Source organism: Streptomyces sp. Go-475 (genome assembly GCF_003330845.1).
Classification (GTDB): Bacteria; Actinomycetota; Actinomycetes; order Streptomycetales; family Streptomycetaceae; genus Streptomyces.
On the sequence record NZ_CP026121.1, the window covers coordinates 8524502 to 8541423 of the forward strand.

The 16922-nt window shown below is 73.4% G+C and carries 17 protein-coding genes; 9 read left to right on the forward strand and 8 right to left on the reverse strand.

What is annotated here, in order from left to right; genetic code table 11:
- Nucleotides 1-48 precede the first annotated feature (48 nt).
- From C1703_RS38605 to C1703_RS38615, 3 genes are all read right to left on the reverse strand, one after another.
- A complete protein-coding gene (locus C1703_RS38605; protein WP_114257176.1) occupies nt 49-879 on the reverse strand; it encodes a PP2C family protein-serine/threonine phosphatase in 831 nt (276 codons plus the stop codon).
- Nucleotides 880-983: 104 nt separating this feature from the next.
- Nucleotides 984-1601, reverse strand: coding sequence for a hypothetical protein (locus tag C1703_RS38610; protein WP_114257177.1), 618 nt, complete (start codon nt 1599-1601; stop codon nt 984-986).
- Between the two features lie 19 nt (nt 1602-1620).
- Entirely contained in the window at nt 1621-2619 is a 999-nt protein-coding gene (locus C1703_RS38615; protein WP_114257178.1) for an inorganic phosphate transporter, read from the reverse strand.
- A 160-nt stretch (nt 2620-2779) separates the two neighbouring features.
- Between C1703_RS38615 and C1703_RS38620 the strand changes: the two genes are divergently transcribed.
- The 3 genes from C1703_RS38620 to C1703_RS38630 all read left to right on the forward strand — a co-directional run bounded on the left by C1703_RS38620 (nt 2780) and on the right by C1703_RS38630 (nt 6201).
- Nucleotides 2780-3379, forward strand: coding sequence for a DUF998 domain-containing protein (locus C1703_RS38620; protein ID WP_114257179.1), 600 nt, complete (start codon nt 2780-2782; stop codon nt 3377-3379).
- A 97-nt stretch (nt 3380-3476) separates the two neighbouring features.
- The gene (locus C1703_RS38625) at nt 3477-5633 is read left to right on the forward strand and encodes a helix-turn-helix transcriptional regulator (protein WP_114257180.1); all 2157 of its coding nucleotides are present in this window, start codon (nt 3477-3479) and stop codon (nt 5631-5633) included.
- 13 nt (nt 5634-5646) lie between these two features.
- Complete coding sequence (locus C1703_RS38630) at nt 5647-6201, forward strand: XRE family transcriptional regulator (RefSeq protein ID WP_114257181.1); 555 nt, start codon at nt 5647-5649, stop codon at nt 6199-6201.
- A 106-nt stretch (nt 6202-6307) separates the two neighbouring features.
- Here the strand turns inward: C1703_RS38630 and C1703_RS38635 are convergent, their stop codons facing one another.
- Complete coding sequence (locus C1703_RS38635) at nt 6308-6730, reverse strand: arsenate reductase ArsC (RefSeq protein WP_114257182.1); 423 nt, start codon at nt 6728-6730, stop codon at nt 6308-6310.
- Between the two features lie 94 nt (nt 6731-6824).
- Here C1703_RS38635 and C1703_RS38640 point away from each other — a divergent pair, with 94 nt between their 5' ends.
- From C1703_RS38640 to C1703_RS38650, 3 genes are all read left to right on the forward strand, one after another.
- Complete coding sequence (locus tag C1703_RS38640; protein WP_114257183.1) at nt 6825-7133, forward strand: metalloregulator ArsR/SmtB family transcription factor; 309 nt, start codon at nt 6825-6827, stop codon at nt 7131-7133.
- A complete protein-coding gene (gene arsB, locus C1703_RS38645; protein ID WP_114257184.1) occupies nt 7130-8209 on the forward strand; it encodes an ACR3 family arsenite efflux transporter in 1080 nt (359 codons plus the stop codon). The genes C1703_RS38640 and arsB overlap by 4 nt, the downstream gene beginning before the upstream one ends.
- 172 nt (nt 8210-8381) lie before the next feature.
- Nucleotides 8382-8687, forward strand: coding sequence for a PadR family transcriptional regulator (locus C1703_RS38650; RefSeq protein WP_114257185.1), 306 nt, complete (start codon nt 8382-8384; stop codon nt 8685-8687).
- 54 nt (nt 8688-8741) lie between these two features.
- Here the strand turns inward: C1703_RS38650 and C1703_RS38655 are convergent, their stop codons facing one another.
- Together C1703_RS38655 and C1703_RS38660 are read right to left on the reverse strand one after the other, a co-directional pair.
- Nucleotides 8742-10016: an APC family permease gene (locus tag C1703_RS38655; protein WP_114257186.1), complete on the reverse strand. Its 1275-nt coding sequence runs from the start codon at nt 10014-10016 to the stop codon at nt 8742-8744.
- Between the two features lie 148 nt (nt 10017-10164).
- The gene (locus tag C1703_RS38660) at nt 10165-10545 is read right to left on the reverse strand and encodes a metalloregulator ArsR/SmtB family transcription factor (RefSeq protein ID WP_114257187.1); all 381 of its coding nucleotides are present in this window, start codon (nt 10543-10545) and stop codon (nt 10165-10167) included.
- A gap of 167 nt (nt 10546-10712) precedes the next feature.
- Here C1703_RS38660 and C1703_RS38665 point away from each other — a divergent pair, with 167 nt between their 5' ends.
- Entirely contained in the window at nt 10713-12116 is a 1404-nt protein-coding gene (locus C1703_RS38665; RefSeq protein ID WP_114257188.1) for an FAD-dependent oxidoreductase, read from the forward strand.
- Between the two features lie 74 nt (nt 12117-12190).
- On the opposite strand, the gene C1703_RS38670 is transcribed toward C1703_RS38665, so the two are convergent.
- Together C1703_RS38670 and C1703_RS38675 are read right to left on the reverse strand one after the other, a co-directional pair.
- The gene (locus C1703_RS38670; protein ID WP_114257189.1) at nt 12191-12853 is read right to left on the reverse strand and encodes a response regulator transcription factor; all 663 of its coding nucleotides are present in this window, start codon (nt 12851-12853) and stop codon (nt 12191-12193) included.
- A complete protein-coding gene (locus C1703_RS38675) occupies nt 12850-13977 on the reverse strand; it encodes a sensor histidine kinase (protein WP_114257190.1) in 1128 nt (375 codons plus the stop codon). Before C1703_RS38675 ends, C1703_RS38670 begins: the two co-directional genes overlap by 4 nt.
- Nucleotides 13978-14196: 219 nt before the next feature.
- Between C1703_RS38675 and C1703_RS38680 the strand changes: the two genes are divergently transcribed.
- Both C1703_RS38680 and C1703_RS38685 read left to right on the forward strand, forming a co-directional pair.
- Nucleotides 14197-14664, forward strand: coding sequence for a DUF6223 family protein (locus C1703_RS38680; RefSeq protein WP_114257191.1), 468 nt, complete (start codon nt 14197-14199; stop codon nt 14662-14664).
- A gap of 163 nt (nt 14665-14827) precedes the next feature.
- Nucleotides 14828-16891: a discoidin domain-containing protein gene (locus tag C1703_RS38685; RefSeq protein ID WP_114257192.1), complete on the forward strand. Its 2064-nt coding sequence runs from the start codon at nt 14828-14830 to the stop codon at nt 16889-16891.
- Nucleotides 16892-16922 lie beyond the last annotated feature (31 nt).

The window sequence follows — 16922 nt, forward strand, 5'->3', positions numbered from 1 at the left end:
GACACCGGGGCCGCCGCGTCGGCGAGGCGAGAGCGGGGCCCTGCGGCCCTATGGCTGAGCTTCGGGGCCGTCGAGGCCGACCACCAGGACGGCGGCGTCGTCGTCGTGCCCGACCCGCTCGGCGCCCTTGATGACGGCGGCCGCGAGCGCGTCCACGTCCATGCCCGCCACCGCCGCGATGCCCGCGAGCCGGACCACCTGGTCCAGGCCCTCCTCGAGCCGCATGGACGGCCCCTCCACGACACCGTCCGTGAGCAGCACGAACACGCCACCCGTGGTGAGCTCGTGGCGGGTGACCGGGTACGGCGTCCCGGCCTGGATCCCCAGGGGCGGGCCGCCCTCGTCCTCGGTGACGCCGGACTTCCCGTCGGCCGTGGCCCAGACGCAGGGCAGATGCCCGGCCCGCGCGCTCTCCAGGACGCCCGCGCACGGGTCGAGCCGCATGTAGGTGCAGGTGGCGAACAGGTCGGAGCCCAGCGACAGCAGCAGCTCGTTGGTCCGGGCCAGGACCTCGCCCGGCTCGCTGGTGACGGAGGCCAGGGCCCGCAGTCCGGCCCGCACCTGTCCCATGAAGGCGGCCGCCTCGATGTTGTGGCCCTGGACGTCACCGATGGACAGCCCGATCCGGCCGTCGCCGAGTGTGAAGGCGTCGTACCAGTCGCCGCCCACGTTGAGGCCCTGGCAGGCGGGCGTGTACCGCACGGCGAGATGCAGCCTGCGGGCGACGGGCAGGTCCCGGGGGAGCATGCCGCGCTGCAGCGCGATGGCCAGCTCGAGGCGCGACCGCTGCATCTCGGCCTGCGCCCGTGCCTGAGCCGTCAGGGCCCCGAGCCTGGTCAGCAGCTCGTCGCCGTCGTCCGTCGTGCCGGTGCGGAACATGGATCACTCCGGCGAGGATGGCCACGGTCGGTGACGACCCTCGAAGGCAAATCACCCGATTTACGTCCATAGGATGATACTCAGCGGACGGGGCCGGCGACGACTCACGTGGGCCGCTCGCTGCGGACCTCGCGGGCCCCGGCCCGTCCTGCCTCGCCCCGGGCGTCCGCCACGGCCTGCCGCAGCAGCCGGGAGAGCCGCTGGTCGGCGTCGGGCGCGGCGCACAGCACCCGGAGCGCGTGCTCGAGGGAGCGGCGCCCCGGCCCGCGCCACCACAGCAGATCGGCGACGCGCCCCGGCAGCGCGCCCGCACGGGTCCGGGCGAGCCGCTCGGCCCGGCGGCGGCACACGCGGCTCGCCCGCGCCAAGCGCCGGGACGTGGGCCGCGTCGAACGGGCCGCGTCCACGACCGCGCCGACGAGCAGCGGCGCGTAGGCCCGGCTCTCGGGGCGGGCGTCGGCGAGGTCGGCGGCCAGCGGCCACAGGGCGCGCCGGGCGGCGTCCGTGACGCTGTCGTTGACCGCCCGGGCCAGCGCCGCGAGCGCCGGGTGCGTACCGGCCGGGCTGTCGGTGAACCGGCCGCCGGCCAGCAGGGCGGCGGCCTCCATCAGGCAGGCGCCGTCGTCGGGGTGCAGGTGGGCGAAGCGCCCGGGCACCGGAAGCCCGTCCGGAGCGAGGGCACGGGACCCCTCGGACGGCCGGCGCGGAGGGAAGGCGATCATGGACGGCCTCCGGCTGGGTTCACAGGCCGGTGACGGCGTGCAGGAACAGGTACATCGCCGCGGCGGGGATCCCGGCGCCGGGGAACGTGAGGATCCAGGCGGTGACGATGGAACGGGCCACCTGCCAGCGTACGGCCGAGGCGCGCTGCGTGGCACCGGCGCCCAGGATCGCCGCGGTGATCGTCTGCGTGGTGGAGATCGGCGCCTTCACCAGGAACGCGGTGGTGTACAGAACGGCCGCGGCGGCGGTCTCGGCGGCGAACCCGCGCGGCGGATCGAGATGCACGATGCGCCGCCCGAGGGTGGTGATGATCCGGCGCCCTCCGCTGTACGTACCGGCGGCCATCGCGGCCGCCACCGCGACGATCACCCACACCGGGACGGAGAAGTCGTCCTGCCACCCCGCCGTGACCAGGGCGAGCACGATCACGCCCATGGTCTTCTGCGCGTCCTGCAGTCCGTGGCCCAGCCCCATGGCGGCGGCGGAGACGGTCTGCGCCATGCGGAACCGGCGCATCGTGGGCCGGGGCATGGCACGCCGGAACACCCACAGGATCGTCGCGTGCAGCGTGTACCCGAGAGCCACGCCGACCAGCGGCGACAACAGCATCGGCAGCACGACCTTGTCCACGATGCCCGACCAGTGCACGGTCGCGGAGGCTGCGAGCGCGGCACCGACCAGCCCGCCGATCAGGGCGTGCGAGGACGATGTCGGCAGCCCCCGCCACCAGGTGAAGACGTTCCACGCGATGGCGCCGACGAGCGCACAGACGACCAGCAGCAGACCCGACAGCTCCTCGGGCGCGCCGATGATGCCGCTGCCGACGGTCTGGGCGACCTCGGTCCCCAGGAAGGCGCCGCAGAAGTTCATCACCGCGGCCATGGCCAGTGCCACCCGCGGCGTCAGCGCCCGGGTCGAGATCGAGGTGGCGATCGCGTTCGCGGCGTCGTGGAAGCCGTTGGTGAAGTCGAACGTCAGCCCCACGATGATGATGAGCACCACCAGAGTGAGCTCCATGACCGATCACCTTTCGCCGCGCACCGCACGGTTCCATCGTGCGCCCCGCAGCCGCACGGGGGCCGGGCGACTACGCCACGCGGGGCCAACCCGCGCCCGGAACCCGGCGACCGACACGCACACACGACCGTCGGCGAATGCCCCGCTTTACGGTGTCCTGATGCGATCTGTTCCTGTCTGGGCGCTGGTGTCGTCGGGGTGTGCGCCCGTCGTCCTGATCATGGGCTGGCTGGTGGCCGCGTCCCTGCAGGGCCCGGCCTACGACCCGGCCGCCCAGACGATCAGCGTCCTGGCGGCCCCGGGAGGCTCGGGCTACTGGGTGATGACAGCCGCGTTCATCGCCCTGGGCGTCTGCCACCTGCTCACCGCCTGGGGACTGCGGCCGGCCGCGACCGCCGGACGGGTGGCTCTCGCGGCCGGCGGCGTGTCGGCCCTGACGGTGGCCCTGGTCCCGGCACCGAGCAGCGGAGGCTCCCTCGGTCACGGCTCGGTGGCCGCCGTCGGTTTCGTCCTCCTGGCGGCCTGGCCCGTCCTGGCCGCCAGGACCAGCGGCACCGTGCCCTGGGCCCTGCGGCCCCTGCCCTCCCTCGGGGCGACCGCCGTGATGGCCCTGGGCGCGGCATGGTTCCTGGTCGAACTGCACCAACGGGGTGCCGCGGGCGCCGCCGAGCGCGCCGTGACGACGATCCAGTCGGTCTGGCCGTTCCTGGTCGTCCTCTCCTGCTTCCAACGACCGGCCCGCGACCGGCATCCGGTGTGACAGGTGCCCGGTGTCCGGTGTGATAGGTGCGCCGTAGGTGCGTGTTCCGTACGCGAGATGTGCGCTTCGCGATACGGTGCCGGACAGGAGGTACTGCATGTCCGAGCTGTTCGACGCGGTCGACGCGCTGGTCGCTTCCCGTTCCCCCCTGCCGCCGCCGGCGGAGCGCAAGCGCCTGCGGCAGGCACACGGGCTGACGCTCGACGAGGTGGCCACGGCCCTGCGGGTGCGGCGCGCGACGCTCAGCGGCTGGGAAGCCGGCAAGACCGAACCGCGCCCGCCGGAACGCGACGCGTACGCCCGCCTGCTGGACCAACTGGCCCGGCTCTACCCCGTCGACGCCGACGCCGACACGGCCGCTCCCGCAACGGACACGCCCCCCACGCCCCCCGGCCCCCCGGCCGCGCCACCGGACCGCGAGCAGGCGGCGGTTCCCGGGGCGCGCCCGTCCGGCTCGTCCCCGGCGAGGCGACGCCGAGACGCCGGGCGGACGGCGCAGCCGAGCCCCCCGCAGCCCGGCACCGACCGGTTCGCGAACGGCCCGCTGCTGGTCCTCGACGCGGACGCCGAACGACGGGTGACCGGTCACGGCGTCGGCGGCCTGATGCTGGACGTCCCCGCCAAGTCGCTGCCCGCGCTGGTGGAATGGACACTGACCGAAGCGCGCCTGGGAGCCCCGCGGCTGCACGGCAGCGGCAAGGACGCCGACCCGCTGCTCGTGCTCACCGAGTCCGCGCTGGAGCGCTACGGCCTCCCGGCGCGCCTGTCGGAGCCGGAGCGGCTGGCCGGGCGGCTCCCGGACGGCCACAAGGTCGTCAAGCAGCTCCACAAGGCGAACTGGCAGCTGACCCAGCGCGGCTTCGGCCCCTGGGCGCGCATCTACCGTCCCGCGGAGGGCCGCCTGCGCCAGTGCGTGCAGTTGTGCGTCCCCTCCTGGAACGCACTCGACCCCCGCACCTGGGGCGGGGCCGCACAGCTCGAACCGGCGGAACTGGCCCGGGTACTGGGCACCTACGCGGTGCGGGTGCTGACCCCGCGGGGCTCGGCGGCCGTCACGGGCCTGGAGCTGATGACGGCGGTGAACCCGCCGACGCGCGCGGGCGAGCCGGACGAGTCCGGCCGGCGGCACAAGGAGCACCGGCCCGGTTCGCTGGGGGAGCGGCCCGTCGAGTGCGCCCCCTGCGAAGCCCCCGACGGCCATCCGCTGCTCGCGCACCTGCCCCGCTTCCACCAGCGCGGCCCCGAGGAGATGCTGCTGGAGGAGGCCTATGACTGGGCGCGGCAGCTGACCGACGCCGAGTGCATGCAGCGCTACCTGGTCGGCATCGACGTCAACCTGGCGTTCGGGGCCGCCGCCAACGGCGCGGTGGTCGGCCTGGCCGCCCCGCCCGTGCACGTCACCCGCCCCGCCTTCGACGCGGCGCTGCCGGGGGCCTGGCTCGTCGACCTCTCCCACGTCGACCTCTCGCGGGTGCTGGTGGGCAAGCGGTGGCAGCGGGTGCGGGGCGAGTTGCTGCCCAGCCCGTTCACCCCGACGGGCGAGCACCCCGCGGGCCCGGCCTGGTACGCGACACCGACGGTGGCCTACGCGGTGGAGCTGGGTTACGAGGTCGCGCCCGTCGAGGCCTGGGTCCGCGAGGAGAAGGGCAGGTTCCTCGACGGCTGGTACAAGCGGCTGCGCGACGCCTACGTCGAGACGATGACCGACCTGGGCGTGGGCGAGAAACTGCCGCCCGCGGAGTTCCTGGAGGCGATGGACGGCTACCGGCGGCGCGACCCGGAGATGGCGATGGTCCTGGACGCGGTCAAGTCGACCGTGAAGGGCGGTATCGGCAAGCTCCGCGAGCGGGCGCGCGGCGGCGGCTGGAAGCCGGGGCAGCCCTGGCCCGCCCTGTCCCGGCCGACATGGCGCCCCGACATCCGCGCCGCCGTCATCTCCCGGGCCCGCGTCAACATGCACCGCAAGATGCTCAACCTGGCCGCGGCGACCGGCCGGTACCCGGTGGCGGTACTCTCCGACTGCGCCGTCTACGCCGCTGACGGCCCGTCCCCGCTGGACGTGCTGCCCTACGGCGCCGACGGCAGGACGGTCCCCGGCTCCTTCCGGATCGGGGTGTCGCCCGGCATGGTCAAGCACGAGGGCACCCAGACCACGCTGTGGGCGGAGGAAGTGCGCGAGAAGTACGGCCAGGACCTCAACCTCGCGCGCTACATCAAGACGGGCGAGGTCGCCGCCGGGGACGACGGAGAGTAGAGGGGGAGGACCGGTGGACAGGGTCGGCGACGGTCTGGACGCCGCGCTGCGCAAGGCGTTCACACGCCCCGTCCCGCGCAGCGCGGGTGCACGGATGCGGTTCCTGGTGCGGCAGTTGCGGGGCACCGGGCCGGTGGCGGAGCTGCTCGGCATCACCCGGCGCACGGTCGAGCGGTACGTCCGCGACCAGATCAGACACCCTCGCCCCGAGCTGGCGGAGCGCCTGGAGCGAGAGGTCGTCAAGCGGTGGCAGCCCAGGGTCAGGGCCCAGGCCAGACGGGCCGCCGCCACCACGGCCGGCATCGTCATCGACACCCGGGCCCGCTTCGGCTACACCGCCGCCCCCGGCACCACCGACGACGCCCGCCTGCGCCACCTCACCGTGGCCCTGCCCCCCGAGTACGCCGCCCGCCTGTTCGACACGCAGGAAGCAGGCGGCACGGAACAGCAACTGCGGGACATCGCGGCGGAAGGCCTCCAGGAGATCTACTTCAAGGACCACGGCCGCCGCGCCCAGGGCCTGCTGGTGGAGTTCACGGACGTGGAGCACCTCGAGTTCGACCTGTGAGAACCCGCACGGCAGTGACGCCGGCAAGAGCGGTCCGCGGTGATCGCCGAAGCCGCGGGTGCTGATGACCGAGGTGCGAACCGACCGCGGCCGGGCCCCGCAGGGATCACACGCTCCGCTGGGCGTCGATCTCGGCGATCAGCGCCTCGACGCGGGTCCTGATCTCGTCGCGGATCGGGCGGACGGCCTCGACGCCCTTGCCCGCCGGGTCCTCCAGGGCCCAGTCGAGGTACTTCTTGCCGGGGAAGACCGGGCAGGCGTCGCCGCAGCCCATCGTGATGACGTAGTCGGACGCCTGGACGGACTCCGTGGTCAGGATCTTCGGCTCGGCCGCGGAGATGTCGATGCCGACTTCCCGCATGGCCTCCACGGCGGAGGGGTTGACCCGGTCGCCCGGGACCGAACCGGCGGAGCGGACCTCGACCCGGTCGCCCGCGAGGTGGTCGAGGAATCCGGCGGCCATCTGGGACCGTCCGGCGTTGTGGACGCACACGAACAGCACGGAGGTGAGCGGGCTGGAGGAGGACATCGGTTGATCCTTCGTGACAGCGTGAGACGAGCGGTTCGACGATCAGGTCACCCCCGGCTGTTATCAGCCATGGATGATGTGACAGTATCAGTCCATGATGACGTCAGTCGACACTGACCTGATCCGGGTGCTGGCCGACCCGCTCAGGCTCCGGATCGTGACCCTGCTCGCCAAAGAGACGCTGTGCACCACCCACCTGGTGGAGGAGACCGGCGCCCGGCAGACCAACCTCTCCAACCACCTGAGAGTGCTGCGCGAGGCGGGCGTGGTCGAGACCGAGCCGTGCGGTCGGTACACGTACTACAGGCTGCGCCCGGACGTCATCGCCCAACTCGCCGAACAACTCGGTGACCTGGCCGAGTCCGCCCGGGCCGCCGCCGACGACAAGAGGGCCTGCCCGTGACCCGCACCGAAGCGCCTGCGGCCACCGAGAAGTCCTCGGTCGTCGCGAAGCTGTCGACCCTCGACCGCTTCCTCGCGGTCTGGATCCTCCTCGCCATGGCCGTGGGCCTGGGCCTCGGGCGCGCCGTCCCGGGCCTGAACGACGCCCTGGCCGCGGTCGAGATCGGCGGCATCTCCCTCCCGATCGCCATCGGCCTGCTGGTCATGATGTACCCGGTCCTCGCCAAGGTCCGCTACGACAGGCTCGACGCCGTCACCGGCGACAAGAGGCTCATGGTCTCGTCACTGGCCGTCAACTGGCTGGTCGGCCCCGCGGTGATGTTCGCGCTGGCGTGGATCTTCCTGCCGGACCTGCCCGAGTTCCGCACCGGCCTGATCATCGTCGGCCTGGCCCGCTGCATCGCCATGGTCATCATCTGGAACGACCTCGCCTGCGGCGACCGCGAGGCAGCCGCCGTGCTCGTGGCGCTCAACTCGGTCTTCCAGGTCCTCGCCTTCGGCCTGCTCGGCTGGTTCTACCTCGACCTGCTGCCCGGCTGGCTGGACTTGGGCAACGGCGAGCACCTCGACATCTCCATGGGGAAGATCGCCTTGAACGTCGTCGTCTTCCTCGGCGTCCCGCTGCTCGCCGGGTTCCTCACCCGCCGCATCGGCGAGCGGAAGCTCGGCCGCGAGACGTACGAGACGGGCTTCCTGCCGAAGATCGGCCCCTGGGCGCTGTACGGCCTGCTCTTCACGATCGTCATCCTCTTCGCCCTCCAGGGGAAGACGATCACCTCGCAGCCGCTGGACGTGGCCCGCATCGCCCTGCCGCTGCTGGTCTACTTCGCGCTGATGTGGTTCGGCACGTTCGCCCTCGGCAAGGCCATCGGCCTGGCCTACGACCGCACCGCCACGCTCGCCTTCACGGCCGCGGGCAACAACTTCGAGCTGGCCATCGCGGTCGCCATCGCCACCTTCGGCGTCACCTCCGGCCAGGCCCTCTCCGGAGTCGTCGGCCCACTGATCGAGGTGCCGGTGCTGGTGGCCCTGGTGTACGTGTCCCTGGCCTGGCGCCGGAAGTTCGCCCGCGCCTAGCACCAGCGCCCAGCACCCGCGTCTGGCGCCAGCACTTGGCACACGCGCCTGATACCCCCGCGTGGTGCCCGACGCGAGCACGCGGCGGCCCCGGACGATCCGGCCCGGCCCGGCTAGGATCGGTTCCCGATATCGGGTGCGTCACTGTCCGGCGGGCACGGAGGTGGGTCGGGTGCGGGAGTTCCAGAGGGGCGCGGTGCGGCTGCACATCCTCCACCACGCGGCCGAGGAGGAGATCCACGGAGCCTGGATGTCCGAGGAGTTGGCCTCGCACGGCTACCGGATCAGCCCGGGCACGCTCTACCCGACGCTGCACCGGCTGGAGGCGGACGGGCTGCTGGTCTCCGAGCAGCGCGTGGTCGACGGCCGCACCCGGCGCGTCTACAAGGCGACGGAAGCCGGGAGGCAGGCCCTGGCCGAGGACCGTCGAGCGCTCAGGGAACTCGCCCGTGAACTCCTCGGCGAGGAGGCCCCGTAGGGGGCGGCGCCGAGAAGGAGACCGCCTGGCGCCGACCGCTCGTGCTCCATACGCCTAGGAGTTCCGGGCGGCCACGGCACGGCGTACTCCGTACACGGCGGCGCCGAGCGCCAGCACCGCCGCACCGGAGAGCACCGAGGCCGCCGGCAGGGCGAACGCCAGGACGAGGCAGCCGGCCAGGCCCACGGCGGGGACGATCCGAGCCGGACGCCCCTCGTCCGGGGTCAGGGTCCAGGCGGAGGCGTTGGCGACGGCGTAGTAGGCCAGCACGCCGAAGGAGGAGAAGCCGATCGCCCCGCGCACGTCCCCGGTGGCGGCGAGGACCGCCACCACCGCGCCGACCGCGAGTTCGGCCCGGTGGGGCACCTTGAACGTCGGGTGCACCGCCGCCAGGGCGTGCGGCAGGTGCCGGTCGCGGGCCATGGCGAGCGTGGTGCGGGAGACGCCCAGGATCAGCGCGAGCAGGGAACCGAGCGCCGCCACCGCCGCGCCGGCGCGCACGACCGGCACGAGCCAGTCGGCCCCCGCCGCCCGGGCCGCGTCCGACAGCGGTGCCGTGGCCCGCGCCAGTCCGTCCGCGCCGAGGACGGTCAGCACGGCGACGGCGACGACGGCGTAGACGACCAGGGTGATCCCCAGTGCGATCGGGATCGCCCGGGGGATGGTGCGCGCCGGGTCACGGACCTCCTCGCCCAGCGTGGCGATCCGCGCGTATCCGGCGAAGGCGAAGAACAGCAGGCCCGCCGCCTGGAGCACCCCGCCCGCGGTCGCGTCGTCGCCGATGTCCAGCCGGGCCGCGTCCGAGGCGCCCGACGTCAGGGCGGCGACCACCACAGCGGCGAGCACCGCCACCACCACGCCCACGATCACCCGCGTCAGCACAGCGGACTTCTGCACCCCGGCGTAGTTCACCGCGGTCAGCGCCACCACCGCCGCGACCGCCACCGCGTGGGCCTGCCCCGGCCACACGTACGAGCCGACCGTGAGCGCCATCGCCGCGCAGGAGGCGGTCTTGCCGACCACGAACGCCCATCCGGCCAGGTAGCCCCAGAACGCGCCGAGCCGCTCCCGGCCGTAGACGTAGGTGCCACCGGAGGCCGGATAGCGGGCGGCGAGCCGGGCGGAGGAGGTGGCGTTGCAGTACGCGACCACCGCCGCCAGCGCGAGACCGATCAGCAGGCCGGAGCCGGCCGCGTGCGCGGCCGGGGCGAGCGCGGCGAAGATGCCCGCCCCGATCATCGACCCCAGCCCGATGACAACCGCGTCCGGTACGCCCAGTCGCCGGCGCAACTCGTCCGGCAGTCCCGCGGTGGTGGACGGCTTGCCCATGCCCTGCTCCCTCAGCGGCCCGGCCGCATGTGACGGAATCCGATATCGGCAGACGATACGTGACCGCGTCAAGGCGCAGGAGAGGTCAGGTGGCCAACAGGCCGACAGCGGGTGAAGAGCAGGTGCCGCCGGCGCCCCGCTGCCGGCGTCAGACGGCCGGAGAAGCGGTCAGCAGCCTGCCCATGGCGGCGAGGACCGAGGGCTCGACCCGGTAGTAGACCCAGGTCCCGCGCCGTTCGGAGGTCAGCAGGCCGGCCTCCTTGAGCTTCTTCAGGTGGTGGGAGACGGTCGGCTGGGAGACGCCCACGTCGGAGATGTCGCACACGCACGCCTCGCCGCCCGCGTGCGAGGCGACCGCGGAGAACAGCCGCAGCCGCACCGGATCGCCCAGCGCCTTGAACATCCGCGCGGCCGTCTCGGCCTCCTCGGCGTTCATCGGACGCTCCGTGAGCGGCGGGCAGCAGGGTGCCGCCCCTTGTCCGTCCCGTCCGCCGGATTCGAGCAGCGGCAGCGCCTTCGTATTCGACATGTGTCTATGTTGACATGCGTCGAACCAATGGTCGTGGCCCGGTCGGAAATGGATCATCATGTCGATCCTCGTTGGTTCGATGAATGTCTATGTTGACGCTTGTCGATGCAGCTGCCATCCTGGCCGCACAGGCCATCGACAAACGTCGAAACAACCAAGGAGCCGCCGTGAACGCGCCCGCCACCACCGAGCTGCCCGTCGTCGTGATCGGAGCCGGACCCACCGGTCTGGCCGCCGCCGCGCACCTCGTCGACCGCGGCATCGAACCCCTGGTCGTGGAAGCCGGGCCGGCCGCCGGCGCGGCGGTGCGCGCGTGGGCACACGTCCGGCTCTTCTCGCCGTGGAGCGAACTGGTCGACCCGGCCGCCGAAAAGCTCCTCGCCCCCACCGGCTGGACGAGGCCCGACCCCTCGGCCCACCCCTCCGGCGGCGACTGGGCCGAGCAGTACCTCCAGCCCCTGGCCGACGCCCTCGGCGAGCGCGTCCGCACCGGCGCCCGCGTCACTGGCGTCTCCCGCGCGGGACGGGACCGGATCATCGACGCCGGCCGCGACACACAGCCGTTCGTCGTCCACGTCACCCGCACCGACGGAACCGAGGAGCGGCTCCTCGCCCGCGCCGTCATCGACGCCTCCGGCACCTGGACCACTCCGGGCCCGGCCGGCGGCAGCGGTCTGCCCGCCCTCGGCGAGCGCGCGGCCGCCGACCGCGTCACCTACCGCGTCCCGGACCTCGACGACCCGCCGGTCCGCGCCCGCTACGCGGGCCGGCGCACCGCCGTGCTCGGCTCCGGAGCCTCCGCCTTCACCGCCCTGGCCCGGCTCGCCGACCTGGCCCGGGCCGGCGACGGGGCCGGGACGAAGGCGGTGTGGCTCCTGCGCCGCGGCATCTCCGGCTCCACCTTCGGCGGCGGCACCGCCGACCAGCTACCCGCGCGCGGGGCCCTCGGCCTCGCGGCCAAGGCCGCCGTCGACGAGGGGCACGCGGACGCGGTCACCGGCTTCCGGACCGACGCCATCGAGCGCGACGACGACGGGCGCCTGGTCCTGGTGGGCGAGGACGGCCGCCGCCTGGATCCCGTGGACGAGGTGATCGTGCTGACCGGCTTCCGGCCCGACCTGTCCTTCCTCTCCGAGATCCGCCTCGGCCTGGACGAGCGCCTCCAGGCCCCGGTGAGGCTCGCCCCGCTGATCGACCCCAACCAGCACTCCTGCGGCACCGTCCGCCCCCATGGCCACCGCGAGCTCTCCCACCCCGAACAGGGCGTCTACCTGGTCGGCATGAAGTCCTACGGCCGCGCGCCCACGTTCCTGGCCCTCACCGGCTACGAGCAGGTCCGCTCCGTCGCCGCGGCGATCGCCGGCGACCTGGAGGCCGCCGACCGGGTCGAACTCACCCTCCCCGAAACGGGCGTGTGCGGCGGCGTCGGCCTCTTCGACACCCCCGAAGCCGACCGGGCCGACGGCGGCGGCTGCTGCGCACCGGTGCCCCGGCTCGTCCAGCTCGGCACACCGGCCGCCGCCCCGGCTCCTGCCGCACAGGCACCGGCGGACGGCTGCTGCGGCTCCTGACCCACCCCGGCCCCGAAGGCGCGGCCGAGGAGCGCGCAAGTGGGGTCGCGGCAGGCACCCAGGCCGTGGCCGCGTCAGGAGCCGGGCGGGACCACCAGGCCCGACTCGTAGGCGAACACCACGAGTTGGGCCCGGTCACGGGCGTGGAGCTTGGCCATGGCCCGGTTGACGTGGGTCTTCGCCGTCATCGGGCTGATCACCATCCGGCCCGCGATCTCGTCGTTGGACAGGCCCCGCGCCACCAGGGCGACGGCCTCCCGCTCACGGCCGGTCAGCTCCTCCAGTCCCTTCCCCCTGGTCGCGGGGAGCGGCTGGGTGACGTAGCGGTGGATGAGCTTGCGCGTGATGGAGGGCGCCAGCAGGGCCTCGCCGCGCGCCGCGACGCGCACGGCGTGCAGGAAGTCCTCCGGCAGGATGTCCTTCACGAGGAACCCGGCGGCGCCGGCGCGCAGCGCGTCGAAGACGTACTCGTCCAGGCCGTAGTTGGTCAGGATGACGACGTGCACCCGGGCCAGGGCCGGGTCGGCGGCGATGCGCCGGGTCGCCTCGATGCCGTCGACGACCGGCATCTGGACGTCGATGAGAGCCACATCGGGCAGGTGCTTCACGGCCAGCTCCAAGCCTTCCCGCCCGTCGGCCGCCTCGGCCACCACCTCGATGTCGTCCTCCAGGTCGAGGAGCGCGCGGAACCCGCTGCGGATGAGCGGCTGGTCGTCGACGAGCAGGACCCGGATCATGACGTGTGCTCCACGGGAAGTTCGGCCTGGACGGTGAAGCCGCCACCGCCCCGCGGTTCCGCGCGCAGCCGGCCGCCGAGGGCGGTGACGCGTTCGCGCATGCCGAGCAGGCCGAGACCGGGCGGCGGGGCGGAGTCCGGAGTCGCCCTGCCGTCGTCGTCGACGCGGAGGGCGAGGGCGTCCGGACCGCAGTCGATGCGCACCGACGCCGTGCTCGCGTCCGCGTGCCGGGCGATGTTGGTGAGCGACTCCTGGACGATCCGGTAGACGGTCCGGCCCACGGCGGCCGGCACGTCCTGTCGTCGCCCCTCGATGGTCAGCGTCGCGTCCAGGCCGATGGCGCGGGCGCGTGCCACCAGGTCCGGGACGTCGTCGAGGCCGCGCGGCGGGGTCGTGTCGTCGTCGCGCAGGGCCTGGAGCGTCGCCCGCAGCTCACGGGCCGCCTCACGCCCGGCTTCCTGGATCGCCAGCAGGGCGGGCGGCACCTCCTCGCCGCGTCGGCGCGCCACGTGCACGGCGACCTCCGCCTGCACCTTGATGACGGAGATCTGGTGGGTGAGCGCATCGTGCAACTCCCGCGCGATGCGGAGCCGTTCCTCGTCGGCCCGGCGCCGCGCGGTCTCCTCCCGGGTGCGCTCGGCCTCGTCCGCCCGTCGCTCGGCCTGCCGCAGCGCCTCACCCGCGGCGCCGGCCGCGATCAGCCAGGCGATCTCCAGGGCGCCCCGGGCCCGCGCGAACGCCTCGCCCGTGTCGTGCAGACCCGAGATCAGGGCCGCCGGCGGAAGCAGCCCCAGCACGGCCACGCTCGCCGCCACCGTGACGGTCCGGTGCCCCGTCCGCACGGCCGCGTGCACGGCGAACAGGTACGCCACGGCGGGCACGTCGAAACCGGCCGCCTGGTACCCCACCGCGCACAGCCCGGTGACGGCCAGGACGGCGATCGGAGCCCGGCGGCGCGCGGCCAGCGCCAGCCCGCCCGCGGCCAGCAGCGCGTAGCCGAGCACATCGAGGCTCGCGGCGGAGCGCTGCCCGAACAGCCCGGTCACCAGCAGCGCCGCCGCCACACCGCCGGCGATGCCCCAGTCCACGACACGGGCCCGGACGCCGCTCCCCCCGTCACTCATGACGGGCACCCTAACCGGCCGCCGCCACGGGCGAGTCCGTCTCGCGGGCGACGGCCGGCTACCGCACACGCGGTACCCGCGGGCCGCCTGCGGCGATCGCGGTAGCCCGGTGCGGCACCGGCGGCAGTGCGAAGTGTCCGCGTCCGCCGGACGACCGGGCGCGGGTCCGCCGGACATGCTCGGGCGGCACCCACTCGCAGCAAGAGAAGGAGCACCGGGATGTCTGTTCGCCGCCTGCTCACCGCCACAGCGGCCGCCCTGCCCACTGCCACTGCGGCGGCCCTGGTCGCCGGCATCGCGCTTGCCGCGCCGGCGGCCGCCCGGCCCTCGGCCCCGCCCGCAGCGGCCGACGTCTACGACTTCGGCCTCGGGCGCCTCGGGGCAGCCACCGGCGCCCTGCTGGGGCTGGCCGGTGTGGCCCTCGCCTGGCTGGCACTGGCCCGCCCGGCCGGTCGTCTCGGCACCGCCCGGGGTTCCCTCGGGGCCAGGCTCGCCCTGGTGACGGCGCTGACCGGCACGGTTCTCGGCGGCCTGGTCGCGGCCACCGCCGACGGCGGCCTCGGCACCGGCAACGGACTCGGCGGTGCCTACGTGGCCCTCGTGGTCGGGCTGATCGCCACAGCCCTCGGCGGACTGGCCCTGACCCGCTCCCGCCGCCCGGCCGACCACGTCGGAGGCAAGAGCTGACACCGACGGCGGGACGTAGTGATTACCTGTCAGTAGCTCATCTCTCCCTGAGGCTTGACTCGTCAAGCGGCAGGGGTGATCCTCGTCGCACCTTTGGGCGAGGTCATGACAATCGGCTGCCTGGCCGTGGACCCCGCCTCCCGCTGACCGAGGGACGTGGGTCGTGACGAGTGCCGAACGCCGCAACCACGGGCGCAAGAACGTCACCGTGGTGTCGCTCCTGCTGCTCGTGCTGGCCGTCGTGCTGGGCCCCGCGCCGAGTTCGGCGGCCGGCACCGACTGGTGGAACCCCACCGCACGGCCCGCCCCCGACTCCGGCATCAACGTCACCGGCGCGCCCTTCACCGGCACGGACGCCGGGGGAGAGGTCCGCGGCTTCGTCGACGCGCACGACCACATCTTCGCCAACGAGGCGTTCGGCGGACGCCTGATCTGCGGGAAGCCGTTCTCCGAACAGGGTGTCGCCGACGCGCTCAAGGACTGCCCCGAGCACTATCCGGACGGCTCGCTCGCGGTCTTCGACTTCATCACGCGTGGCGGCGACGGCACACACGACCCGGTGGGCTGGCCCACCTTCAAGGACTGGCCCGCCCACGACTCCCTGACCCACCAGCAGAACTACTACGCCTGGGTGGAGCGGGCCTGGCGCGGCGGCCAGCGGGTCCTCGTCAACGACCTCGTCACCAACGGCGTGATCTGCTCCGTGTACTTCTTCAAGGACCGCGGCTGCGACGAGATGACGTCCATCCGCCTCCAGGCCAAGCTGACGTACGACATGCAGGCCTACATCGACAAGATCTACGGCGGGCCCGGCAAGGGCTTCTTCCGGATCGTCACCGACAGCGCACAGGCCCGTCAGGTCATCGAGCAGGGCAAACTGGCCGTCGTCCTGGGCGTCGAGACCTCCGAGCCGTTCGGCTGCAAGCAGGTCCTCGACATCGCGCAGTGCAGCAGGGCCGACATCGACAAGGGCCTGGACGAACTGCACTCCCTGGGCGTGCGCAGCATGTTCCTGTGCCACAAGTTCGACAACGCCCTGTGCGGTGTCCGCTTCGACTCCGGCACGCTCGGAACGGCCATCAACGTCGGCCAGTTCCTGTCGACCGGCACCTTCTGGATGACGGAGAAGTGCACCGGCCCCCAGGCCGACAACCCCATCGGCAACGCGCCGGCGGCCGGAGCCGAGGCGAAGCTCCCGGCGGGCGTGGAGGTCCCCGGCTACAGCGCGGACGCCCGGTGCAACGTCCGCGGACTGACCGAACTCGGCGAGTACGCCGTGCGCGGCATGATGCGGCGCGGGATGATGCTGGAGATCGACCACATGAGCGTCAAGGCCACCGGCCGGGTGCTCGATCTCTTCGAGGCCGCCTCCTACCCGGGTGTGCTCTCCTCGCACAGCTGGATGGACGCCGAGTGGACCGAACGGGTCTACGGCCTGGGCGGCTTCATCGCCCAGTACATGCACGGCTCGGAGGACTTCGTCGCGGAGGCGAGGCGCACCAAGGCCCTGCGCGACAAGTACGGCGTGGGCTACGGCTACGGCACCGACATGAACGGCGTCGGCGGCTGGCCCGCCCCGCGCGGAGCCGACGCCCCGAACAAGGTCGAGTACCCCTTCAAGAGCGCCGACGGCGGCTCCGTCCTCGACCGGCAGGTCACCGGCGAGCGCACCTGGGACCTGAACACCGACGGAGCCGCGCACTACGGCCTCGTCCCCGACTGGATCGAGGACATCCGCCGCGTCGGCGGCCAGGACGTGGTGAACGACCTCCTGCGCGGCGCGGAGTCCTACCTCGACACGTGGAGGGCCTCCGAGACCCACGAGGCCGGGACCGATCTCGCCACAGGCGCCACCCCGTCGGCCAGTTCCTCCGAGTGGAGCCTGTTCACCGACCTCAAGCCGCACCGGGCCGTCGACGGCGACGGCGGGACCCGCTGGGCGAGCGACTGGAGCGACGACCAGTGGTACCGGCTCGACCTCGGCTCCACGCGGACCGTCGGGCGGGTCACCCTCGACTGGGAGCGCGCGTACGCGAAGTCGTACCGGGTCGAGCTGTCCACCGACGGCGAGAACTGGCGCACCGCCTGGTCCACGACAGCGGGCGACGGCGGCCTGGACACCGCGAACTTCACCGCCGCACCGGCCAGACACGTACGCATCCAGGGCCTGGAACGCGCCACGGACTGGGGCTACTCCCTCTACGAGGTCGGCGTCCACAGCGGCTGACTTCCCGGGCGGGCGGTCGCCGTCCGCCCGG